At 59.2% G+C, this 23,635-nt stretch carries 20 protein-coding genes and 1 pseudogene; 10 read left to right on the top strand and 11 right to left on the bottom strand.

Going from position 1 to position 23,635, the window contains the following annotated elements; translation table 11 throughout:
* Nucleotides 1–2 precede the first annotated feature (2 nt).
* The 4 genes from ASB65_RS00715 to ASB65_RS00700 all read right to left on the bottom strand — a co-directional run bounded on the left by ASB65_RS00715 (nucleotide 3) and on the right by ASB65_RS00700 (nucleotide 4,018).
* A complete protein-coding gene (locus tag ASB65_RS00715; RefSeq protein WP_003507384.1) occupies nucleotides 3–347 on the bottom strand; it encodes a MarR family transcriptional regulator in 345 nt (114 codons plus the stop codon).
* Nucleotides 348–709: 362 nt separating this feature from the next.
* A complete protein-coding gene (locus ASB65_RS00710) occupies nucleotides 710–1,816 on the bottom strand; it encodes a DUF475 domain-containing protein (protein ID WP_003507382.1) in 1,107 nt (368 codons plus the stop codon).
* Nucleotides 1,817–2,096: 280 nt separating this feature from the next.
* Nucleotides 2,097–3,023, bottom strand: a complete 927-nt coding sequence (locus ASB65_RS00705) for a DMT family transporter (RefSeq protein WP_173992171.1) — start codon at nucleotides 3,021–3,023, stop codon at nucleotides 2,097–2,099.
* Between the two features lie 113 nt (nucleotides 3,024–3,136).
* Nucleotides 3,137–4,018, bottom strand: a complete 882-nt coding sequence (locus ASB65_RS00700) for a LysR family transcriptional regulator (RefSeq protein WP_060722772.1) — start codon at nucleotides 4,016–4,018, stop codon at nucleotides 3,137–3,139.
* 106 nt (nucleotides 4,019–4,124) lie between these two features.
* Here ASB65_RS00700 and ASB65_RS00695 point away from each other — a divergent pair, with 106 nt between their 5' ends.
* The 3 genes and pseudogenes from ASB65_RS00695 to ASB65_RS00685 all read left to right on the top strand — a co-directional run bounded on the left by ASB65_RS00695 (nucleotide 4,125) and on the right by ASB65_RS00685 (nucleotide 7,976).
* Nucleotides 4,125–5,621, top strand: a complete 1,497-nt coding sequence (locus tag ASB65_RS00695) for a CoA-acylating methylmalonate-semialdehyde dehydrogenase (RefSeq protein ID WP_020809675.1) — start codon at nucleotides 4,125–4,127, stop codon at nucleotides 5,619–5,621.
* A 225-nt stretch (nucleotides 5,622–5,846) separates the two neighbouring features.
* On the top strand, nucleotides 5,847–6,917 hold the full coding sequence (locus ASB65_RS00690; protein WP_060722771.1) for a YjgN family protein: 1,071 nt from the start codon (nucleotides 5,847–5,849) through the stop codon (nucleotides 6,915–6,917).
* A pseudogene (locus tag ASB65_RS00685) lies at nucleotides 6,907–7,976 on the top strand (M48 family metallopeptidase). Before ASB65_RS00690 ends, ASB65_RS00685 begins: the two are co-directional and overlap by 11 nt.
* A 24-nt stretch (nucleotides 7,977–8,000) precedes the next feature.
* On the opposite strand, the gene ASB65_RS00680 reads toward ASB65_RS00685, so the two are convergent.
* A complete protein-coding gene (locus ASB65_RS00680) occupies nucleotides 8,001–9,050 on the bottom strand; it encodes a Fe(3+) ABC transporter substrate-binding protein (RefSeq protein ID WP_035213122.1) in 1,050 nt (349 codons plus the stop codon).
* A gap of 173 nt (nucleotides 9,051–9,223) precedes the next feature.
* Here ASB65_RS00680 and rirA point away from each other — a divergent pair, with 173 nt between their 5' ends.
* From rirA to ASB65_RS00645, 7 genes are all read left to right on the top strand, one after another.
* The gene (gene rirA, locus ASB65_RS00675) at nucleotides 9,224–9,694 is read left to right on the top strand and encodes an iron-responsive transcriptional regulator RirA (RefSeq protein ID WP_003507367.1); all 471 of its coding nucleotides are present in this window, start codon (nucleotides 9,224–9,226) and stop codon (nucleotides 9,692–9,694) included.
* A gap of 170 nt (nucleotides 9,695–9,864) precedes the next feature.
* On the top strand, nucleotides 9,865–10,911 hold the full coding sequence (locus ASB65_RS00670) for an AbrB family transcriptional regulator (RefSeq protein WP_035213120.1): 1,047 nt from the start codon (nucleotides 9,865–9,867) through the stop codon (nucleotides 10,909–10,911).
* A gap of 149 nt (nucleotides 10,912–11,060) precedes the next feature.
* Nucleotides 11,061–11,972 (top strand): ABC transporter substrate-binding protein, encoded by a 912-nt coding sequence (locus tag ASB65_RS00665; protein ID WP_060722770.1) that lies wholly within the window; start codon nucleotides 11,061–11,063, stop codon nucleotides 11,970–11,972.
* Nucleotides 11,973–12,051: 79 nt separating this feature from the next.
* Nucleotides 12,052–13,218, top strand: a complete 1,167-nt coding sequence (locus ASB65_RS00660; RefSeq protein ID WP_060722769.1) for an ABC transporter permease — start codon at nucleotides 12,052–12,054, stop codon at nucleotides 13,216–13,218.
* A complete protein-coding gene (locus ASB65_RS00655) occupies nucleotides 13,215–14,153 on the top strand; it encodes an ABC transporter ATP-binding protein (protein WP_003507360.1) in 939 nt (312 codons plus the stop codon). Before ASB65_RS00660 ends, ASB65_RS00655 begins: the two co-directional genes overlap by 4 nt.
* A complete protein-coding gene (locus ASB65_RS00650) occupies nucleotides 14,150–14,890 on the top strand; it encodes an ABC transporter permease (protein WP_060722768.1) in 741 nt (246 codons plus the stop codon). The genes ASB65_RS00655 and ASB65_RS00650 overlap by 4 nt, the downstream gene beginning before the upstream one ends.
* 108 nt (nucleotides 14,891–14,998) lie before the next feature.
* Nucleotides 14,999–15,487, top strand: coding sequence for a gluconokinase (locus ASB65_RS00645; RefSeq protein ID WP_060722767.1), 489 nt, complete (start codon nucleotides 14,999–15,001; stop codon nucleotides 15,485–15,487).
* Here the strand turns inward: ASB65_RS00645 and ASB65_RS00640 are convergent.
* From ASB65_RS00640 to ASB65_RS00615, 6 genes are all read right to left on the bottom strand, one after another.
* The gene (locus ASB65_RS00640; RefSeq protein WP_060722766.1) at nucleotides 15,484–16,785 is read right to left on the bottom strand and encodes an NAD(P)/FAD-dependent oxidoreductase; all 1,302 of its coding nucleotides are present in this window, start codon (nucleotides 16,783–16,785) and stop codon (nucleotides 15,484–15,486) included. The genes ASB65_RS00645 and ASB65_RS00640 overlap by 4 nt on opposite strands.
* A 1-nt stretch (nucleotide 16,786) precedes the next feature.
* A complete protein-coding gene (locus ASB65_RS00635; protein ID WP_060722765.1) occupies nucleotides 16,787–18,148 on the bottom strand; it encodes a glutamine synthetase family protein in 1,362 nt (453 codons plus the stop codon).
* Between the two features lie 172 nt (nucleotides 18,149–18,320).
* The gene (locus ASB65_RS00630) at nucleotides 18,321–19,568 is read right to left on the bottom strand and encodes an NAD(P)/FAD-dependent oxidoreductase (RefSeq protein WP_035213090.1); all 1,248 of its coding nucleotides are present in this window, start codon (nucleotides 19,566–19,568) and stop codon (nucleotides 18,321–18,323) included.
* Nucleotides 19,569–19,669: 101 nt separating this feature from the next.
* Nucleotides 19,670–21,310 carry an ABC transporter ATP-binding protein gene (locus ASB65_RS00625; protein WP_065694948.1) on the bottom strand — a complete coding sequence of 547 codons (1,641 nt, stop codon included), beginning with the start codon at nucleotides 21,308–21,310 and terminating at the stop codon, nucleotides 19,670–19,672.
* A gap of 5 nt (nucleotides 21,311–21,315) precedes the next feature.
* Nucleotides 21,316–22,461 (bottom strand): ABC transporter permease, encoded by a 1,146-nt coding sequence (locus ASB65_RS00620; RefSeq protein ID WP_003507348.1) that lies wholly within the window; start codon nucleotides 22,459–22,461, stop codon nucleotides 21,316–21,318.
* Nucleotides 22,461–23,555, bottom strand: coding sequence for a microcin C ABC transporter permease YejB (locus ASB65_RS00615; protein ID WP_060722763.1), 1,095 nt, complete (start codon nucleotides 23,553–23,555; stop codon nucleotides 22,461–22,463). Before ASB65_RS00615 ends, ASB65_RS00620 begins: the two co-directional genes overlap by 1 nt.
* Nucleotides 23,556–23,635: the final 80 nt, after the last annotated feature.

Genomic DNA, 23,635 nt, shown 5'->3' with positions numbered 1-23,635 from the left:
GGTTAGATCTTGCGCGCCTGATCAATAATCAGATCGCCGATTTTTTCCAGATAAAGCGCACCGGCCACCGTGCGTTTTATCACAACATTGCGCCTGTCCCGCTCATCCCGAACCCGATCGACCAGCCCGAGCGCGCCGAGACTGTCGAGCGCGCGGGTAATGACCGGCTTGGTGACCCCCAGCATGGCGGCAAGACCCCGGACAGTGTGCGGCGGCGGCACGAGATAAATCTGCAGCAGGATGGCGGTTTGACGCAAGGTCAAATCCGGCTGATCGTCAACGACCTGCGCCGTGGATACACGATGCCAGAGCCCCAAGGCCTCCGTGGGCGACAATTGTGCAGGCAAGCCGTGACCCTTCCAGTCGTTGTCCTACCGTTTTCATTCAACAGAGCGAAAAACTCAAGAACCATCCCGCACAAACAAAACCGCCGCACGGCGCAGATCCGAAAGATCGCGCGGCGCGGCGGCGTTTGTTGACCCGTTTTCGAGCCATAATGTCCCCTCTGGACTTGCAGAATGAGATGCAGGAAGCGTGCCAGTTTTGCTGCGGCGCACAAATATTCGCAAAAACAGAGACTTAAGGAGTATATTCTCCTTATGGCGAAATTTTCCGCAAAGAATTAATCGCAAGAAAAACAGGCAAAAAAGAATTTAATGCTTAAAAACTGCCTTCCGCCACGACAGCGGAAGGCAAGGGCAATCGCGGATCAGATTTCCGCGCCGCGTGCGGCATCGACCGCATCGGCATTTTGCTGCCGGTTATAGCGGATCGACGACCAGAGCGAGATACCGATCAGGCCCGCACCGCCAAGGCCCGTGATGACCTCGGGTATATGCACCATGGTCTGCACGTACATGATGACGGACAGGATAAGGATCGCGTAGAAAGCGCCGTGTTCCAGGTAGCGATATTCGGCCAGCGTTCCCTTCTCCACCAGCATGATGGTCATCGAACGGACGTACATGGCGCCGATGCCGAGACCGATGGCGATGATGAAGAGGTTTTGCGTCAGCGCGAAAGCGCCGATCACGCCATCGAAGGAGAAGCTGGCATCCAGCACTTCGAGATAAAGAAACGCGCCGAAGCCGCCCTTTGCTGCACCTTCCAGCATTTCCTGGCTGCGGTCGAGAATGCCGCCAACGACTTCCACCAGCAGGAAGGTCAAAAGACCCCAGATCGCCGAATGGAAGAAGGTGTTGGCCGCGACCGGACCAAGCGCCGGATCATCGCTTGCGCCGATGATGCGGGAAAAGACCAGCATGACGACAAGCACGAAGGCGATCTCGATGCCCTTGACAGAGGAATAGATCGCCGCCTTTTCTTCGATCCAGCGCACCCAGTGCACGTCCTTTTCATGGTCGAAGAAGAAGTTGAGGCCGACCATCATCAGGAAGGTGCCGCCGAATGCCGCAATCGGCAAATGGGCGTCCTGCATGATTTCCGCGTAACGTTCCGGCTGCGTGGCCGCCATCACAATTGCCGTCCACGGGCCGACATTCGCGGCAACGACGACGATGAGCAGCGGGAAGACGATACGCATGCCGAAAACGGCAATCAGGATACCCCAGGTCAGGAAGCGGTGCTGCCAGACCGGCGTCATATCCTTGAGCTTGTTGGCGTTGACGATGGCGTTGTCGAAGGAGAGCGAAATTTCCAGCACCGCCAGAACGACGCAGATGAAGAAGATCGTCGCCGTGCCGCCTACCGTTCCGGTCATTTCCCAACCGAGATAACCGCCGAGGATCAGACCGACCACGGTGACGATAAAAGCCCATTTGAAGTAGGAAAGCGTTTTTTTCTGGGTGGCGCTCATGTCCGGTCACCTCCCAAAACGAGGGCGTTTGCGGACCGACGCGGGGCGTCAGGCCGCACGCAGAAAGCACGCGCGCGAAGCACATTCAGGTTTTTCATAGTTTTTAATCCGCCGGCCAATTTTTGCAGGCGGTACCGACATCGCGAGAGCGCCGTAAAACTCTCGCCAGAGGGGCCCGGCACCTTTGTTTCCTCTGCCCTTGCGAGACAAATCATCGCAGGGCCCCTTCTTACTCCCTGAAGATCACGCCCTCGTCAAGTCCCGTGATTGTGACCAAAGATCAAACCTGCTCCGCAGCCAGTCTTTCGGCGGTGTCAAGACGACGCTTGAGCGTATTTTCGCGAAAGAAGATGTAAAGACCCGAAAGAACAATCAGGCCCGCGCCGACGACGATACTCGTCTGCGGCACATCACCGAAGAACAGCCAGCCGAAAATCACCGCCCAGAGCAGCAGCGTATATTGCAGCGGCGCGACGGTGGCGGCATCGGCGAGTTTAAGCGCCCGGTTGACCAGCACATGCGCCGCCATGGCGACGACACCGAGCAGGCCGAGGAAGGCCAGATCGAAACTGGACTGAACCGGCAGCCAGCCCGATGGCGTGAGGAACACCGCGACAATGCCCGCAAGTGCCGCACCAATGATCTGCCAGAAGGCGAGCACCGTATCGGGCGTATTGCGCAGCTGGCGGCCGGACAACATCATGAAGGCGAAGGCGGCGCTGCCGAGGATGGAAAAGAGCGCGGCGGAGGTGAGGCTTGCCGAGCTGGGTTTGAGCGCGATGAGAACACCGACAAAACCGATGGCGATGGCCGTCCAGCGACGCCAGCCGACCTTTTCTCCGAGCAGAAACGGCGAGAGCGCCGCCACGTAAATCGGAGCCGCAAGCCAATAGGTCATGACGTCGGCCAGCGGAAGAGACGCGACCGCGAAATAGAAACAGAAAAGCTCTGCGGTGGAGAAGAAGACACGCGCCACCTGAAGGCCGGGCCGCTCGATTTTCACGAGGCCGGAAAGGCCGGCTCTCCAGACGATCGGAACAAGAATGACAAGCGCTGCGGCGCTGCGGATGAGGATCACCTGACCCTGGCTATAGGTAGAGACGAGCCATTTTCCCATGGCGTCGTTCAACGCGAAAAGCAGCATTCCAAGCAGCATGACGGCCACGCCGAGGCCCGTCGGCGAAAGCTTTCGTATCATAGTCGACATGTCAGTTCCGATCTCCCAATGGTTGCATTGGTCGTCCAACCAGCCGTCCTTTGTCAAGCCCCGAACGGCCGGGTCGGTACAATTAATAGTACTAATATATCGGCATGCAGATATCAGGTGAAGATGCGCCGCTCTTCAGCCACCAGTTCCTGCAGAAAATCGACCACCGTGCGGACACGGACCAATTGGCGGGCGGATTCGTGATAGGCCGTCCAGTAGGATCGGCTGATGGTGAGATGCGGCATGATCCGCAGAAGTTCGGGATATTGCCCGGCGATGTAATTGTGCAGGATGCCGATACCGGCACCGGAGCGCACCGCCTCGGTCTGGCCGGTGGCGCTGGAGATTTCAAAGGCGGCGTCCCAGTCACGCATGATCTCGCCGGTATAGTTCAGGGAGGGCGAGAAGATCAGATCCTCCACGTAGCCTATCCGGCGATGGCGCTTCAGCGCTTCCACGTCCGCCGGCGTTCCATATTCAGCCAGATAATCCGCCGAGGCGTAGAGACCCAACGAATAATCGGTGAGCTTTGAAAACATCAGCCTGCCCTGCTCCGGCCTTTCGATGGTGATGGCGATATCGGCCTCACGCTGTGACAGGGAGAAAGAGCGCGGCACCGGAACGAGCTGGATTTTCAGATCGGGATAACGCGCCGTCAGCCGGCCAATTCGCGGCGCGAGGAAGGAAACACCGAGGCCATCAGGCGCGCCGATACGCACCGTTCCCGCCACTGCCGTGTCGACGCGGCCGAGATTGGCCTGGGCATTCAGCATTTCAGTTTCCATGCGCTCCGCCCCGGCAAGCAGACGCTGGCCTTCCTCCGTCAGCTCGCAGCCATTGGTGCTTCGCAGGAAGAGTTGCGTGCCGATCGCCGCTTCAAGTGCTGAAATCCGCCGGCTGAGGGTGGCGTGGTTGACGCCGAGCTTTCTGGCGGCGGAAAGAAACTGCCCGCTTCGCGCCACGCTTAGAAACAAACGCACATCATCCCAGTTCACGGCACTCTCCTTATGTGCATTTTTGCACAATGGATGCTTATTTCAGGCGATTGATTTGTGCAAATCGAAAGGTAATGCTGCGCCATCACATTCTGGAGGAAAACCCATGAAGGAAATCGGTCATTTCATTAACGGCAAGCATGTGCCCGGCACCAGCGGCCGCACATCCAATGTCTACAACCCGGCCACGGGGGAAGTGCAGGCGACTGTCGCACTTGCGAGCGAAGCCGAGCTGCGCGCCGCCGTGGAAAGCGCCAAGGCTGCGCAACCCAAGTGGGCCGCCACCAACCCGCAGCGCCGCGCCCGCGTTTTCTTCAAGTTCGTCGAACTTCTGAACCGCGACATGAACGAGCTGGCGGTGCTCCTCTCCAGTGAGCACGGCAAGACCGTCGAGGATTCCAAGGGCGATATCGTCCGCGGCCTCGAAGTCTGCGAATTTGTCTGCGGCATTCCGCATCTGCAGAAGGGTGAGTTCACCGAGGGCGCAGGCCCGGCCATCGACATGTATTCGATCCGCCAGCCGGTCGGCATCGGCGCGGGCATCACGCCCTTCAACTTCCCCGGCATGATCCCGATGTGGATGTTCGCCCCGGCGATTGCCTGCGGCAACGCCTTCATCCTGAAGCCATCTGAACGCGATCCGTCGCTGCCGATCCGCCTTGCCGAACTGATGATCGAAGCCGGTCTTCCGGCCGGTATCCTCAACGTCGTCAACGGTGACAAGGGTGCCGTCGACGCCATCCTGACCGATCCTGACATCGGCGCGGTCTCCTTCGTTGGCTCGACGCCGATCGCCCGTTACGTCTACGGCACCGCCGCCATGAACGGCAAGCGCGCGCAGTGCTTCGGCGGCGCGAAGAACCACATGATCATCATGCCGGATGCCGATCTCGATCAGGCCGTGAACGCATTGATGGGCGCCGGTTACGGTTCGGCCGGCGAGCGCTGCATGGCTGTTTCCGTTGCGGTTCCGGTTGGCGAGGAGACGGCAAACCGCCTCGTTGAAAAGCTCATCCCGCAGATCGAAAGCCTGAGGATCGGCCCCTATACCGACGACAAGGCCGATATGGGCCCGCTCGTTACCAAGGAAGCGCAGACGCGCGTCAGGGGCCTGATTGACAGCGGCGTTGAACAGGGCGCGAAGCTGCTGGTCGATGGCCGCGACTTCAAGCTGCAGGGTTATGAAGACGGTTATTTCGTCGGCGGTTGCCTGTTTGACCACGTCACCCCTGACATGGACATCTACAAGACCGAAATCTTCGGACCGGTTCTGTCCGTCGTTCGCGCCAAGAATTACGAAGACGCGCTCGAACTGCCGATGAAGCATGAGTACGGCAACGGCGTTGCGATCTACACCCGTGACGGCGACGCTGCCCGCGACTTCGCAAGCCGCGTCAACATCGGCATGATCGGCATCAACGTTCCGATCCCCGTTCCGCTCGCCTATCACTCCTTCGGTGGCTGGAAGGCTTCGAGCTTCGGCGATCTCAACCAGCACGGCACGGATTCGATCAAGTTCTGGACGAAGACCAAGACGATCACCTCGCGCTGGCCGTCGGGCATCAAGTCGGGTGCCGAATTCGTCATGCCGACGATGAAATAAGCCGAAAATCCGGCAATCGGAAAAAAGCCCCGCTGTTTTTGCAGCGGGGCTTTTTTTTGATTAAAAGAAAACCAAAATCATCAAGTTTTTCCTTCAAAATATTTCCACTTAAAGATGTTATGGCGTAAGACAGCCGTTGCGGCGTGGGGACGCCGCCAAACCGACGATAGCGGGGAAGCCTGCAACTCAATCTGCCCGGAGAGGGGCATGCCATGAGGGACCATTATGAGTGACATCTCTGTCAGCGTGGATCAGCGCGCAATCGAACGCGGCTCGTTCAGCGGAAATGCCAAGGAATATTTTGGAATCTGGATCGTCAATATTCTCCTGACGATCGTCACCATCGGCATTTATTCCGCTTGGGCGAAGGTGCGCCGCAAGCGTTATTTCAACGGCAACACCGTGCTGGCCGGCCGCGCTTTCGGCTACCACGCCACCGGCGGGCAAATCTTCAAGGGCCGCCTGATCGCCTTTGCCTTCATCGTCATCTCGCAGCTCATCGGTCTTATCCATCCGTTCCTGGTCTTCGTGCCGGCAATCCTGCTGATGATCTTCTTTCCATGGCTGATCACGCGCAGCATTCGTTTCAATGCGCGGGTGACGAGCTATCGCAATGTGCGTTTTGATTTTGTCGGCACGGCGTGGGGCGCTTTTGTCTCCATCCTGCTTGGCAGCCTCGTTGCGTTCTTCTCCTTCGGCATTCTGGCGCCGCTGTCCAGCCGCTGGGCAAACCGCTATATTTTCGGCAACCTGCGTTATGGCGACCGCCCCTTCAGCGCCGACCCCAAGATTGGCAAGCTCTATCGCGCCTGGATCATTCCCGCGATCATGGTGGTGATCGGCGGCATCGTGGTCGGCTTCTTCGGCCTTGCAGCCTTTGCGGCAAACAGTGCGATGCTCGAGGACGAGACTACCGCCATGGCCACGGCGCTCGCATCGCTCTATGTGGGCGTTTTCGGCGCATTTCTGGTCTATGGCCTTGCCGGCGTCGTTTATCGCACCGGCGTTCGCAATGTCGTCATTTCCTCCATGCTGCTGGATGGAAAGCATGACCTGCACAGCGACCTGCATCGCGGCCGCTATCTCTGGATCGTCATCTCCAACCTGATCGTCACCGTTTTCACCCTTGGTCTGATGCGGCCGTGGGCGGCGGTCCGCGAAGCGCGTTATACCGTGGAGCGCACGGCAATCCGTTTCAACGGCGATGTGGGCGAGGTCCTCTCCTCGATGGAAGCAACGGGGGCCGCCGTCAGTGCCGAATATATGGATATGGAAGGTTTCGAATTTGGTTTCTGACACCGGAGAAACCGTTTCGGGCGAGTGGCATACCGCTCGCTCCAACCTTTCCAGTGCCGCCAGGCTGAAGCTTGGCGGCACGGTCCTTCTCGTGCTCGATGCGAAGGACAACCACGTCAGAACCCAGGCCGAGATAAAAACGGTCGAGATCAGCCACCGGGTCGGCACCATCCCCCGGGAGTTGCATTTTCCCGACGGGTCGCTGTTCGAAACCCGCGACAATGACGGCGTGGACCGGCTGCTTGGCCAGCCCATTGCCAAGCGATCCGGTTTCGTGCCCTGGCTGGAACAGTTCGCCCCCGGCTGATCGGCACCCCCCCCGCAGCCGTTCTTCTGGTTTACGGCCCCTACAAGCGGGCGCTTCCGGCGCTCGTGGAACTGGCGGTCGCGGGAACCCCGCCCATCGTTCCGCAGGTCATGTCGGCCAGTACCATGCAGGCCCTCGACCAGGCAGTCTTCTCTCCAAGCGAACTTCCGCAGGAAGAGCAGGACGCCATCCGCTCTGAATTTTCCCGGATCGCCGCCCATGCGGAAGGTTCGCCTGACGACTACAAGCTGAATTTCCGCAAGGGCGGTTACATCGGCCCCAATGCCTTTGCACTGCCGGATGGCACGCTGGTATTGACGGACGAGCTGGTGGAGCTGGCCGGCAACGACAGGCAGATGATCGCCGGGGTTCTCGCCCATGAAATCGGCCATGTCGAATATGAGCACAGCCTGCGGCAGCTATACCGCGCCGCCGGGGTTGCCGGTCTTGTCATGCTGATTGCCGGCGATGTCGGTTCGGCCATGGAGGACATTCTTACCCAGGGCGGCGGACTTCTGGCGCTATCGCACTCGCGCGATGCCGAGCGGCAGGCGGATCAGCGCTCCGTGGAACTGATGCGCAAGGCCGGGCTTGACCCCACTGCCATCGAACGCTTCTTCGCGCTGCTGGAAGAAAAACTGGGCGACAAGGGCGGCACCAGCATTGTCTCCACCCATCCCGGAACGCCGGAAAGGCGCAAGGCTATCCTCGACTACAACGCTTCGCTGGACAACAAGCCGGCGGGTAACTGACCCGCCGGTATACGGAAAACGGCTTCAGTTGGTCGGGCCGTCGTTGAAACCCACTTCATCCACCAGTTCGGATGCCTGCTTGCGACGGGCGGCGATGTCCGTCAGCGGCAGCTTGTCGGGATGGATGGGACCGAAACCCTTCACCACGTCGGAAGGCTCGGCACCGGGCAGCACCGGATATTCGAAGACTTGTTTAGCGTAAATCTCCTGCGCCTCGCGAGAGGCCAGGAATTCCATGAGCTTCAGCGCGTTGTCCTTGTTGGGTGCGTATTTCGTCAGCGCCATGCCGGAAATATTCACATGTGTGCCGCGATCGCCCGCATTGGGGAAGATCACCCGCACCGATCCAGCCCATTCCTTTTCTTCCGGCTCGCGATCATTGGTCAACATCAGGCCGACATAATAGGTATTGCCAAGCGCGATATCGCACTCGCCGGAAAAGATCGATTTCGCCTGGCTGCGGTCTGTTCCGTCAGGCTTGCGGGCGAGATTGTTCTTCAGACCCGTCAGCCACGTGCGGGTATAATCGACGCCGTGATGGGCGATCATCGAGGCGATCAACGCGATATTGTAGGAATGCTGGCCATCGCGAATGCAGATCTTGCCCTTCCACTTGGAATCAGCAAGCTCCTCATAGGTAATGTCCTTCTGTGTCACCCGCTCCTTCGAAGCGTAGACAACCCTACCGCGCGTCGTGAGACCAAACCATTCGCCCTCGGGATCACGCAGGTTGGCGGGGATATCCTTTTCGATGACGGGATCGCCCAGAACCGGCTGGGTAACCTTGCCTTCCTTCGCCTCGACGAGACGGGCGATATCAACCGTCAGCAGCACATCTGCGGGTGAATTGACACCCTCGGCCTGGATGCGTTCGACCAGCCCCTTGTCGAGGAAAAGTACATTCGCCTCTATGCCGGTTTCTTTGGTGAAGGCATCGAGCAGCGGCTGGATCAATTCAGGCTGGCGATAGGAATAGACGTTAACCTCCCCCTCTGCCAGAGCGGCGGGCGCGAAGGAAAGGATCGTCAGCCCTGAAAAAACGGCAGCGGAAAAGTATGATTTCAAGCTTGCCATTATGAATGCCTCCATTACATTCCGATTCTTGACTTGTTTGTTCATGAATCATCAGGACGGTCAACAAGGCTGTTTAAGAAATATCTGATGGGTGCCAGTTTTTTCAGTTTCTGGAATTGTTCTAAACTGAAAAAGAGACTATATAACTCCACATTGAGAGTTAGGAGACCAGCATGCGCTTGACCAAACAGACCAACTATGCCGTTCGCATGTTGATGTATTGCGCCGCCAATGAAGGCCATCTGAGCCGCATTCCTGAGATCGCCAGAGCCTATGGCGTTTCGGAGCTGTTCCTGTTCAAAATCCTGCAGCCGCTCAACAAGGCGGGCCTGGTGGAAACCGTGCGCGGCCGTAACGGCGGCGTGCGCCTTGGCAAACCCGCTGAAAAAATCAGTCTGTTCGACGTGGTGAGAGTGACTGAAGACAGCTTCGCCATGGCCGAATGCTTCGAAGATGGCGCTGTGGAATGTCCGCTTGTGGACAGCTGCGGCCTCAACTCGGCGCTTCGCAAGGCGCTCAATGCGTTTTTTGACGTTCTGGCGGAATACTCGATCGATGATCTCGTCAAGGCTCGGCCGCAGATCAACTTCCTGCTTGGCCTGGACACGGAAATGCCGAAGGTCGCTGCCCTTCCGGCTGCCTGATCATCCCATTTCCTCCTCGGCAATTGTCATAGCCCGTGTCCTTGAGGTCACGGGCTTTTCTTTTATGGAAGACGCGCGAAATATAATATTTTTGATCCCGCGTGTTGACGTCGCGAACGGAAGCGGCGCATTTGGTCACGAGCTTTTTCAAGCAACCAATCAGCGTCGCAATGATCATCAAGCCTGAATTCCATACATTTGCGCTTACCGCGCTCATCGGCAGCATAGGTGCGCTGCTCGCCAGCCTCATCGATATCCCGGCACCCTTTCTGTCCGGCCCGGCGCTTGCGGTGACGATCACGGGGCTCGCCGGCATAAGGCTTGGCGTTCCCGCTTTCATCCGCAATGCCTGTTTCGTCGTCGTCGGCATTTCGATGGGAACGAGCGTGACGCCCTCCGTGATAGATGCCGCGAAGACCTGGCCCGTGAGCTTCGTCGTCGTGCTCGTCGCTGTCGTCATCATGCTCTATGTCGCTTACTGGATCCTGCATTACGGCTTCGGTTACGACCGGACAACGGCGATGCTGGGCGCCTCTCCCGGTCATCTCAGCTATATCATCAGCCTTGGTGCCGAGACGAAAAGCGACCTTGCAACCGTCAGCATCGTGCAAAGTGTGCGGGTGCTGGCGCTAACACTTTCCGTGCCGCTGATCGTGGAATATTTCGATCTCGTCAGCACGGAACCGCTTGTCACCAACCCGCCAATGGGCCTGTTCACGCTGGCGCTGACCATCGGCGCCTCGCTTCTGACCGGCTGGCTTTTCCTGCGCTGGAAGTTTCCGGCCGCACTGCTGCTGGGCGGCGTCGCCATTTCCATCAGCACCCACATTACCGGCCTTACCGAGGGTGGTGTTCCCACCTGGCTCAGCCTGCCGGTTTATGTGCTGATCGGTTGCCTTATCGGCACACGCTTTTCGAATGTCTCGCTGATGGACGTGCGGAAAGGCTTTCTGGCGGGTTTCGTCGTCACAATCGCCGTGATGCTGATTGCCGGCAGCATTGCCTGGATGATTTCCGGTGTGACCGGCGTCCCGCTCAATGCCGTCATGATCGCCTATTCACCGGGTGGCCTGGAAACCATGGCGGCGATGGCAGTGATGATGCATGCCGATACCGCCTATGTCGGCTCCCACCACGTCATCAGGCTTCTCTTCCTCTCCGTTCTCATGCCGCTCGTCATGGGCAAGGATGCGCGCAAGCGGGACGACGAAGCCTGACGAAAGCGGCCATCGGCACCGACGGGAGCCATCGACGCGAAAATGCGGATGGCGTGCAACCTTTTTTCTTTCCGGTCGTTGATACTCCGCCGCAATTGCGGCGGCGATCTTTCGCCTGTTCGGCAGGCTGACCCACCGGAGGAACATTGATGAACCGCTTGATGACGTTGACGGGCGCCGGACTTGCGCTTGCCTTTTCTGTTTCCATCGCTCAGGCGCAGGTGGTGGTGTCGTCGAAGATCGACACGGAGGGCGGCGTTCTTGGCAACATCATTCTCGCTATCCTGAACCAGAACAAGATCGAAACGACAGATCGCATCCAGCTTGGCGCCACACCGGTTGTGCGAAAAGCGATCACCGCGGGCGAAATCGACATTTATCCTGAATATACCGGCAACGCCGCCTTCTTTTTCTCCAAGGCGGACGATCCACTCTGGAAAGATGCCGCCAAGGGTTATGAAGAGGCCAAAACACTCGATTACGATGCCAACAAGATCGTCTGGTTGACACCATCGCCGGCCAACAACACCTGGGCAATTGCCCTGCGCAAGGATGTCGCCGACAAGAACAATCTGAAGACGCTTTCCGACTTCGGCAAATATGTTGCCGGCGGCGGCGAGGTGGTCCTTGCCGCTTCTTCCGAATTCGTCAATTCCGCCGCAGCGCTGCCTGCATTTCAGACCACCTATGGCTTCACCATGAAGCCTGACCAGCTGATCACGCTTTCCGGCGGCGACCCCGCGGCCACGATCGCCGCCGCCGCCAACCAGACGAACAACGCCAATGCAGCCATGGTCTATGGCACGGATGGCGGCATCGCCCCCTCCGGCCTTGTGGTGCTGGAGGACGACAAGCATGTGCAGCCGGTCTATCAACCAGCACCGATCATTCGCGAAGAGGTTCTCAAAAAGCACCCGAATATTGAGGAACTGCTGAAACCGGTGTTCGAAAAGCTCGATCTGGCAACGCTGCAGGATTTGAACGCCCGCGTGCAGGTGGGTGGCGAACAGGCCAAGACCGTGGCGCTCGACTTTCTGACCAAGAACGGTTTCGTCAAGTAACACTCGCGGCGCTGGAGCGGGCTTCGGGAACGGAAGCGTTCTCCTGGTCCCGCCCTAACCCAGGGGAGGGAAGCTGGATTTGACGAAATGGCCTGACAAGGTGGGCGTACTGATTTCGTGCCTGCTTCTTTATGCGCTTTTTATATCGCCCTTCATGACATTCCGCGCAAACCGGATCGTTCAGGGCGAAACAAGAACGGTCTTCGAAGCCCTTCCGGCTGCGGCTGCCGCCGTTCTCACCACCATCATTCTCCTTGCGGCTTTCATCGCATTTTTCCGCTTTCCCGCGCGACTGAAGCTCACAGTCGCGCTGGCCGGCCTTGCTGCACTGGCGGTTTTTGTCGGCCAGGCGGCGTCTTTCCTCACGCCGCAGGGCAATGGCTTTGCCCGCGTTTCGCCCGCCAGCGGTTTCTGGCTGATATTTGCCGGATTGGCTCTGCTCACGACTGTTTGTATTGCCCGTCTCCAGCCGAAGCCCGCCGTTAGGATTTTGCTGTTGCTGGTGGCGGTGGCTGCGCTTGCGGCGGTGCTGACAAGCGGCCTCTGGAACGATCTCTCCATCATCAAGGAATATACCGGCCGGGCCGATATATTCTGGACCGCGGCCCTGCGGCACGTGGAGCTTGCCATCGGCTCGCTGATCGCGGCGACCATCGCGGGTATTCCGCTCGGCATCCTCTGTTACAAGGTCGAACGGCTGCGGGCGGGGGTGCTGAATACCCTCAATATCGTCCAGACCATCCCCTCCATCGCCCTTTTCGGTTTGCTGATCGCGCCGCTCGGATGGATCGCGGCCACGGTCCCGGGTGCAGCGAAGATCGGCATTGCCGGCATCGGCATGGCGCCCGCCTTCGTGGCGCTGTTTCTCTATTCGCTGCTGCCGGTGGTTTCCAACACGGTGGTCGGCCTTGCCGGGGTTTCGCAGGCGGTGCGGGAAGCGGCGCGCGGCCTTGGCATGACACCGGTGCAACGGCTGCTGCGGGTGGAATTTCCGCTGGCCATGCCGGTCATCCTCACCGGTATTCGCATCGTGCTGGTGCAGAATATCGGGCTGGCGACGATCGCGGCCCTGATCGGCGGCGGTGGTTTTGGCGTTTTCGTGTTTCAGGGCATCGGGCAGACGGCCATGGACCTCGTGCTGCTTGGCACCGTGCCCACCGTTCTTCTCGGCTTTGCCGCCGCGATCACCCTCGATGCCCTCATCGACAGCAATCTCTTCAGCGCAGGCGGAAGGCAAAAGGCATGATCGAGATCGACACCATCACGAAACGATATGGCGATACGACCGTCGTGGATCAGGTATCGCTAACGGTAGCGCCGCGCACCGTCACCGTCATCGTCGGCACCTCGGGGTCGGGAAAAACCACCCTGCTGCGCATGATAAACCGGCTGGTGGAGCCAACATCCGGCATGATCCGGATCGACGGAGAGGATGTCAGCGCGATACCCGGCTTCAAACTGCGCCGCCAGATAGGCTATGCCATTCAGGGCCATGGCCTGTTTCCGCACCGGACGGTCGCCGAAAATATCGCGACCGTGCCGCAGCTGATCGGCTGGGACCGCAAGCGCATCGCGGCCAAGATCGATGCGCTGATGCACCTCTTCCAGCTTGACCCCGCGCTCTATGCCGACCGTTTCCCACATGAACTCTCAGGCGGCCAGCAGCAGCGCGTCGGCGTGGCGCGTGCGCTGGCCGCCGAACCCAACATTCTCCTGATGGACGAGCCCTTCGGCGCCTTGGACCCGGTGATCCGCGCCAAGGCCCAGAACGATCTTCTCGATATCCAGAAGAAGCTCGGCGTGACGGTCGTTCTCGTCACACACGATATGGACGAAGCTTTTCATCTGGCGGATCGTATCGCCGTGATGGACAAGGGCCGCATCGTCCAGGACTGCCCGCCATCCGAGCTCGTGCTGAAACCGGCGACGGATTTTGTCCGCACCATGATCGGCGAAAACGAACGGGCGCTGAAACTGCTTTCGGTTCTCTCCGTTGCAGACATCGTGGAGCCGGGAAGTGCCGAGGGTGAACCGCTCACCGAACATACAAGCCAGCGCGACGCCCTGTCGGCAATGTTATGGGCGGGTCGCGATGCCTTGCCGGTAATCAAGGCTAACGGGCAACCCGCCGGCCGCGTGCGGCGTGACGTTCTCCTCCAGCGTGCCGCCGGCGCCCCATGAAAAACACCTTATCCCTGTTTGCCCTCGGTTTCCTGACGCTGGCGCTGATCATCTTCCTCGCCGTGCCGCAGGTCTTCGCACCGCTGTTCCGCCCTCTCGTGCAGGCCAATGCGCCGGCGATCTACACGCAGGCAAATCTGTTTTCCCTGACGCTGTCACATCTAACCACAGTCGCGATTGCGACCGGGCTCGCCACACTGACGGCGGGCGCGCTTGCGGTTCTCGTCACCCGGCCATTCGGGACGGATTTCCTGCCGCTCTCGCGCAGCATCGTCAATATCGGCCAGACTTTTCCGCCCGTGGCGGTGCTGGCGCTTGCCGTACCGATAATCGGTTTTGGCGAAAAACCCACGCTCATTGCGCTGTTTCTCTATGCGTTGCTGCCAGTTTTCGAAAATACGCTGACAGGGCTGACCACCCTGCCCGCCACCGTGATGGATGCCGCGAGAGGCAGCGGCATGACCGGCTGGCAACGGCTTCTCAAAGTGGAATTGCCGCTCGCCCTTCCGGCCATTCTGGCGGGCATCAGGCTTTCGGCGGTCATCAGCCTTTCCACCGCTACCATCGGCTCGACAGTCGCGGCGCATACGCTCGGTGAAGTGATCATTGCCGGTCTGCAATCCAACAACCTCGCCTTCATTCTGCAGGGCGGGCTTATCGTTGCGGCGCTGGCGATCCTGATTCACACCGGCTTTTCCGCGCTGGAAAAAGCCGCAGCCCGCAAAACCGGGCACTGACATGGGCAAGCCCCGCATTTTTGTATTCCCGATATCTGCCGCACATGTTAGGGGCTGACCGTCGAAACAGAAATATCAGAGGTTCGGGTGACACAGGCAATTGTCGTGATGGGAGTGAGCGGCTCTGGCAAGTCCACGGTCGCAGAGGAACTGGCGGAAAAACTGGGTATTGCCTTCATTGAGGGCGACAAGCTTCACCCTAAATCCAATGTCGATAAAATGTCCGAGGGTATTCCCCTGACTGACGAAGATCGCTGGCCCTGGCTCGATCTGATCGGCGCGGAACTGCGCAAGGGCATCGAAAATAACGGTGTCGTCGTTTCCTGCTCGGCGCTCAAGAAAATCTATCGCGACCGGCTTCGCAAGGCTACCGGCGGCCCGCTTGCCTTCGTTTATCTGGATGGCAGCCTGGAACTTCTCAGCCGGCGCATGGGTGAACGCAAAGGCCATTTCATGCCACTTTCGCTGCTGCAGACCCAGCTTGCCACGCTGGAAGTGCCGACCGGCGAACCGGGCGTCGTAACCGTCAGCATCGACACCACACCCGAGGATATTGCGAAAAACGCACTTTCCGGTTTGAAGGCGGTAACGTTCTAAAATCCGAGCCTGTCGCGCATGCCGTACCACCATGCACCAAGCACGGTCAGCGGCACGCGGAACGTCTTGCCGCCCGGGAACGGATAGTTCGGCAGCGAACTCCAGATATCGAAACGTTCAGCGTGACCGGCAACGGACTCGCCCAATATCTTGCCAAGCAGATGCGTGGTCGTGACGCCATGGCCGCTGTCGCCATGCGAAAAATAGATATTGTCCGAGAGCCTGCCCATATGCGGGATGCGCGTCAGGGTCAGCGCGAAATTGCCGCTCCAGGCGAAGTCGATCTTCGTCTTTTCTAGTTGCGGGAAGGTCTTCAGCATGTTCGGCCGGATCACGCCCGTCAGATCGGCAGGGTCGCTGCCGCCATAACCGATGCCGCCGCCATAGAGCAGGCGATTATCCGAGGGGCGGCGGTAATAATCGAGAATGTAATTGGCATCCTCGACGCAATAATCGGCGGGCAGAAGCTCCTCAATCAGGTCGGCATCGAGCGGCTCCGTCGCCATGACCTGGCTTGAGACGGGCATCATCCGCTCGCCGATTTCCGGTAGCAATGTGCCGAGATAGGCATTGCCGCAGACGAGAACATATTTCGTCCTCACACTGCCCGTCGCGGTCCGCACGACGGGGTTCTCCCCCTGCTCTACCGCAATGACCCGCGAATTTTCGAATATCCGAGCACCGAGGCTTTCAGCCGCCGCCGCTTCCCCCTGCACCAGATTGAGCGGGTGGATGTGGCCACCGAGGCGGTCGATCATACCGCCGGCATAACGGTCCGTCTTCACATACTGGCCGACATCCGCCTTGGAGACCATTTCGAGCCCGCCATGGCCGTGTTTTTCCCAATGGGCCTTGTGAGCTTCCATTTCGCGGATCTGTTTCGGCGTAAAGGCGGCAAAGAAACCGCCATCGACGAGATCGCAGTCGATGGCGTATTTCGCGATGCGGCTGCGGATGATAGCGCCGCCTTCAAGCGACATTTCTCCAAGCTTCACCGCCTTTTCGTGCCCGTAACGGCCTGCGATGGTCTCGAGATCACGGCTATAGCCGTTGACGATCTGGCCGCCATTGCGACCCGAAGCGCCGAAGCCGACCCGCACACCTTCAAGAACGATGACGGAATAGCCGCGCTCACTGAGTTCAAGCGCTGCGGAAATGCCGGTGAAACCGCCGCCGATGACGCAGACATCCGCTTCCAGCGCGCCTTCAAGTGTCGGCCGCACGGATTTGACATTGGCGGAGGCCGCGTACCAGGAGGATGTGTGGCCGGGATTGGGAATGTTCGTTACCTCAGCCATCTCACACCGTCCTGATATAGGCGTCATATTCGACGTCGGTTACACGCAGGGAAAATTCGGAAAGCTCCTGCTGTTTGCAGGCGGAAAACAGCGTCCGGTACTTCTGGCCGAGCGTCGCATAGGCAAAGCTCGATCGTGTGAAGCGCTGCAATGCATAGTCCCAGTTGGTGGGCAGCGGCTCGTGGTTGATCGCGTGGCTGTCGCCGGCAATCGCGCCGCCGGGTTGGCGTTTCTCCTTCATGCCGGCAAGCGCGGCGCTCAGGATCATCGCGACAACGAGATAGGGATTGGTATCGGCACCGGCGACGCGATGTTCGATACGCGTCGCCGCCTTGCTGGCAACGATGACACGCACCGCCGCCGAGCGGTTGTCGATGCCCCAGGAGGCATAGGTTGGCGCATGTTCGCTGGGGGTCAACCGGCGATAGGAATTGGCATGGGGCGCGAAGATCGCCATGCTTTCCCCCATGTTTTCCAAGAGGCCGCCAACCGAATGCATCAGCGCATCCGACGGGCCATTTTCCCCGGCGTAGATGTTCCTGCCGTCCCTATCGATAACGGAAAAATGCACATGCATGCCGTTGCCGGCCTGCAAACCGTAAGGCTTGGCCATGAAGGTCGCGTCGAGATCGTGCCGGCGCGCCACGCCCTTGACGATGCGCTTCAGGAAAACGGCAAAATCGGCGGCCTGCAGGGCATCCGGCACATGGTTGAGATTGATTTCATATTGTCCGGGGCCGTTTTCGCGCAGCGTCGTATCGGCAAGAACGCCCTGCGCCCGACAGGCTGTGGCAATGTCATGGAAGACATCCTCGAAATCCTGCAATTCGGAAATCGACAGAACCTGTGTCTGGCCCGTATGCCACCGGCCCTCGCGGCTATGCGGCGGACGGACCGGGTCAAGTGCAGAGCGGACGGGATCGATCAGGTAAAATTCGAGTTCGGTCGCCACGACCGGCGTGAGACCGGCCTTTTTATAGGCGCTCAGAACCTGCGCCAGAACATGGCGCGGATCACCATAAAAACCGGTTCCATCCGGATTTTTCATCGCCAGCAGAACCTGTGCTGTCGGCCTGCCAAGCCATGTGACCCGCGACAGCGTGCCGGGAACGGGGAAGCAAAAACCATCGGGATCGCCCGTGCCTTCCGCAAGACCTGCGGCATGCACATCCCGCCCCCATATATCCAACGCATAAACGGAACGGGGGATAGCCATTCCCTTTTCAAGAACGTCGATTGCCCGTTCGCGCGGAATCCACTTGCCGCGCGGCACACCATTCGCGTCTATGACGAAAGCTTCAAGTATTTCGATATCGGGGTTATCGGCGAAAAATTTCTTTGCGTTTTCAATATCATCCATCATGCACCAGCAAGCCGTTTCCATCTCGTTTCATGCGCAGCGAAGGTCGCTAACGAAAATCGTCCTGCTGCTGATAGATGAGAAACCTCGCCACCATGATGACGTTTGCCCCTTTTCCCCTTTGCACTTGACCATGTTACGTGGCCTGTCCCCGGAAGGCCAGCGGATTTAGCTATCAGGGATTGAACCTTTCCGGGCGATAGGCGTCGATGGCGATAACAGGCGTTTCGCCCAGCATGGTTTCCGCCAGCACACGGCCGGTGATCGGCCCAAGTGTGAGGCCGTGATGGGCATGCCCGAAAGCAAACCACAACGTTTTATGACGCGGTGCTTTGCCGATGATCGGCATCATATCCGGCGTGCAGGGCCGCGCGCCCATCCACGGTTCCGCATCCAGCCTGCCGCCAAGAGGAAAGACGGTGCGCGCCACCCGTTCCGCCCGCTCGATCTGCACGGGAGATTTCGGTGCATCGCGCTCGGCAAATTCCGCACCCGTCGTCAGGCGGATACCCTTGCGCATCGGCGCAAGGAAATACCCACGCTCGGCATCGATCAGCCAGTTATTGAGCTTCGTGCCCTCCTGGGGCGCATAATGCATGTGATAGCCGCGCTTCACGCCAAGCGGGAAACGGTAACCCAGCCGTTCCGTGACGGTATCCGCCCAGGGACCGAGCGCCACGACGGCATGTTCGGCCTCGATTGCGCCGGTCTCGGTGCGCACCGTCCAGCCGCTTGTCGTTTGGCTGAGGGTGAAGGCATCGCCCCGGACAAAAGTTCCGCCGAGGCTTTCAAACAGTTTGACATAGGCAAGCGTCAGCGCGTGCGGATCAAGCACCGACCACGGGTCATCCCATTTCAGCCCGCCGACGAAATCCCGGCTGAGATGCGGTTCGGCCGCGGCAAGCTTTTCGGCATCGAGTTTGGTGTGGGATATGCCGTGCTCGCGCGAAAGACGCTCGGCAAAGGCATAATCAGCGTCCCGCCTTGCGGCGGTCCTATAGGCCTGCATCCAGCCATTTTTCACGATCAGATCGCCGGCCTTGGCCTCGTCGATCAGGATGCTGTGCTCGGAAACTGAATGTTCGATCAGCGGCGTATAGGCGCGGGCGATCGTGGCATGCCGCATGGCTGCGGAATTATACCAGTAACGGCCGAGGAAAGGCGCCATTCTCGGCAGGGCAGAGGGCCTATAACGGACATCGATCCTGTTGTTCAGCGAATAGCGCAGCAGCAGCGCAAGGTCGTGCGTGAAGCCATAAGGTACCACGCCCTCTCTCTGGATCAGCCCCGCATTACCGAAAGAGGTCTCTTCGCCCGGTCCGCGCCGGTCCACCAGCACTACCGATTTGCCCCTCCGGGCCAGTTGCAAAGCGACAGAGACCCCGATGATCCCCGCTCCCAAAACGACCACATCCGCTGCCATCGCAATCAATCCGTTTCCATGTCACGTTCATCGCAACATGGGTCGGCATTTTCCGCGAAGCAACAGAAAAATCATTGCCTTAATGGAAAATTCGACGCGCCTTACTGGCTGACCGCTTTCGTTTTCACCGCCTCGATATTGAAGGCCGCCGCCAGCAGCGCCTTGGTATAGTCCTGCTGCGGGTTGGCGAAAATATCCGCCGCCGGACCGCTCTCCACCACCTTGCCGTGGCGCATAACAATCAGGTCGTTGGCAAGCGCCTTCACCACCTTCAGATCGTGGCTGATGAAGAGATAAGCCAGCTCGTGCTTTGCCTGGAGATCGCGCAAGAGATCGACCACCTGCGCCTGCACACTCATGTCGAGCGCGGATGTCGGCTCATCCAGCATGACGAAACGGGGTTTAAGCACCATGGCGCGGGCAATGGCGATGCGCTGGCGCTGGCCTCCGGAAAACTCATGCGGATACCGCCAGCGGGTGGCCGGATCGAGGCCGACCTCTTCCAGCGCAGTGGCCACACGGGTATCGCGCTCGTCGGCCGAAAGAGATCGCTCATGCACTTTCAGGCCCTCGGCGACGATCTCGCCTACGGACATGCGCGGGCTGAGCGAACCGTAAGGGTCCTGAAACACCACCTGCAGCCGGTTTCTGAGCGGCTTCATCATTTCATAGGAATAGTGGTCGATCGACTGGCCGATGAAGCTGATACGTCCCTCAGACGCGATCAGCCGCGAGAGAGCCAAACCGAGCGTCGTCTTGCCCGAGCCGGATTCGCCCACCACGCCCACCGTCTGGCCTGCACGCAGGGTGATATCGATACCGTCGACCGCTTTCACATGGTCGACCACCCGACGCATCAGCCCCGCCTTGATCGGGAACCAGACCTTGATATCGTCGCCCTGCATGACCACGGGTTTGCTGGCGTCGGAAAGCGGCGGCTCACCCTTCGGTTCGGCAGCCAGAAGATGGCGGGTATAGGCGTGTTGCGGATCGGCAAACACCTGCTCCACCGTGCCGGTCTCGACGATCTTTCCCTTGGTCATGACGCAGACGCGGTCGGCAAATTTGCGGACGATACCGAGGTCATGGGTGATGAACAGCATGGACATGCCGTGCTGCGTTTTCAGATCACCGAGCAGCTCGAGAATCTGGGCCTGAACCGTCACGTCAAGCGCCGTCGTGGGTTCATCGGCGATCAGAAGTTTCGGCCGGTTGGCAAGCGCCATGGCGATCATCACACGCTGCCGCTGGCCGCCGGACAATTCATGCGGATAGGCCTTCAGGCGCTTTTCCGGTTCGCGAATGCCCACTTGAAGCAACAGTTCCAGCGTACGCGCCCGCGCGCCCGCGCCCGTAATCGCCTGATGCAGCTCCAGAATCTCGCCGATCTGCCGCTCGATGGTGTGGAGCGGGTTGAGCGAGGTCATCGGTTCCTGAAAGATCATCGTGATGTCGTTGCCGCGCACGGCGCGAAGCGCACGTTCCGGCAGGGTCAGCATATCCTTGCCGTCGAACAGGATTTTCCCCGAAGGATGGCTCGCTGCCGGATAGGGCAGCAATTTGAGGATGGAATTCGCCGTGACCGACTTACCGGAACCGGATTCGCCAACGAGGGCGACGACTTCGCCCGGCATCAGGTCGAAGGAGACCTGATCGACGGCGATGCTGGTCGCGCCGCCCTGATGGAAGGCGACGGAGAGATCACGGACAGAGAGAAGCGGCTGAATATTTGTTTCCGTCATGGCGATCACCGGAACGTCTTGCGTGGGTCGAAGGCGTCTCTAACCGCCTCGCCGACGAAGATAAGGAGGGAGAGCATGATGGACATGGTGAAGAAGGCGGTGAGACCAAGCCAGGGCGCCTGAAGATTGTTCTTGCCCTGCGCGATCATCTCGCCCAGCGACGGCGATCCCGGCGGCATGCCGAAGCCGAGGAAATCGAGTGAGGTCAATGTGGTGATCGAACCGGACAGGATGAAGGGCAGGAAGGTCAGCGTTGCCACCATGGCGTTGGGCAGAAGATGCCGGAACATGATCGTCCAGTTGCCGACGCCAAGGGCGCGGGCGGCGCGGACATATTCGAAGTTTCTGGCACGCAGGAATTCGGCCCGGACGATGCCGACGAAGCCAACCCATGAAAAGAGCAGCATGATGCCGAGCAGCACGAAGAAGCCCGGCGGCAGGATGGCCGCGATGATGAGCAGGATGTAAAGCACCGGCATTGACGACCAGATTTCGATGAAACGCTGCAGAAGCAGATCCGTCCAGCCGCCGAAGTAACCCTGAATGGCGCCGGCCGTGACCCCCACGAGGGCGGACGCGATGGTGAGCGTCAGGCCGAAAAGAACGGAAATACGGAAGCCGTAGATCATCCGCGCCGTGACGTCGCGCGCCTGATTGTCCGTTCCAAGCCAGTTGAGATTGCCGAGCGTGCAGCCGGGATCGGCATTGCCCTGCGGATAGGCCGAGCACCGTTCCTTTTCATCCATCAGCCAGAAGGGCGCGGTGGGAGCGGAATGCGGAATATTGGAATTGACCGTCTGATAGGAATAACGGATCGGCGGCCAGATCATCCAGCCATTGGCGTTGATCTCATCCTGAATGAAGGAGGATTTGTAGTCGGTCTGGGCCAGGAACCCACCGAATTTTTCCTCCGGATAATCGACCATGACCGGCACCAGAATCTCACCCTTGTAGGAGGCGAGGACGGGTTTGTCATTGGCGATGAATTCCGCGATCAGGCTCAGGAAAAACAGGATCAGGAACAGCCAGAAGGACCAGTAACCGCGCCGGTTTGCCTTGAAATTCTGCCAGCGGCGCTTGGTGGTTGGCGAAAACCACGGACGCTTCGGTTTCACCAGCGTTTCCGTTTCTGCGGTATGGGCAAGTGTCATCACACGTCCCTCCGCTCGAAGTCGATACGTGGATCGATCCATGTATAGATCAGGTCGGAAATCAGGCCGACCACGAGGCCCATCAGCGAGAAGATGAAGAGTGTGCCGAACACGATCGGGTAATCACGGTTGACCACCGAGAGATAACCGAGGCGACCGAGGCCATCGAGCGAGAAGATGTTTTCGATCAGCAGCGAACCGGTGAAGAAGGCCGAGATGAAGGCGCCCGGGAAACCGGCGATCACGATCAGCATCGCGTTGCGGAAGACGTGGCCATAAAGAACCCTGCGTTCGCTAAGACCCTTGGCGCGGGCGGTGATGACATATTGCTTCTTGATCTCGTCGATGAAGGAATTCTTGGTCAGAAGCGTCGTCGTCGCAAAAGCCGAGAGCGACAGCGCGATCAGCGGCAGGGTGAGGTGCCAGAAATAGTCGATGATCTTCTGCCACCAGTTCAGCTGCGCAAAATTATCCGACACCAGACCACGCAGCGGGAACCAGTCGAAGAACGAGCCGCCGGCGAAGAGGACGATGAGAAGAATGCCGAAGAGGAAGCTCGGCACCGCATAACCGATGATGATGATGCCTGATGTCCAGACATCGAAAGTCGAGCCGTCGGAAACGGCCTTCTTGATGCCGAGCGGAATGGAGATGATGTAGGAAATGATCAGGATCCAGAAGCCGAGCGACATCGACACCGGCAGCTTGTCGATGATGAGATCGATGACAGACGAGTTGCGGAAGAAGCTGTCGCCGAAATCGAAGCGGATATAATTCCACATCATCTCAAGAAAGCGGGTAAGCGGCGGCTTGTCGAAACCGAACTGTTTCTCAAGCTTGGCGATCAGCTCGGGATCAAGCCCCTGCGCACCGCGATATTTCGAGCCGCTTTCATCGAAACCGCCGGATTGGCCGAGAAGATCGCCGCCGCCGGAGAGACGGTCAGAAACGCTGTCGCCCTGCCCCGTCAGCTGCGCGACGACCTGTTCCACCGGCCCGCCGGGCGCGAACTGGATGACGAGAAACGAAATGCCCATAATGCCGATAATGGTCGGGATCATCAGCGCCAGACGTCTGAGGATATAGGCGCCCATCAGCCCTCGCTCCCGGCCGATACGTCAGCGGTTTTCGTTTCTGTCAAACCCGGTCCTTTCCTGAAAGCGCTGCCTGCGCG

It is taken from the genome of Agrobacterium tumefaciens str. B6, from assembly GCF_001541315.1.
GTDB classification, from domain to species: Bacteria; Pseudomonadota; Alphaproteobacteria; order Rhizobiales; family Rhizobiaceae; genus Agrobacterium; species Agrobacterium radiobacter.
Note: the sequence above shows the minus strand (reverse complement) of the source record. Positions and strands in the feature narration are given on the sequence as shown.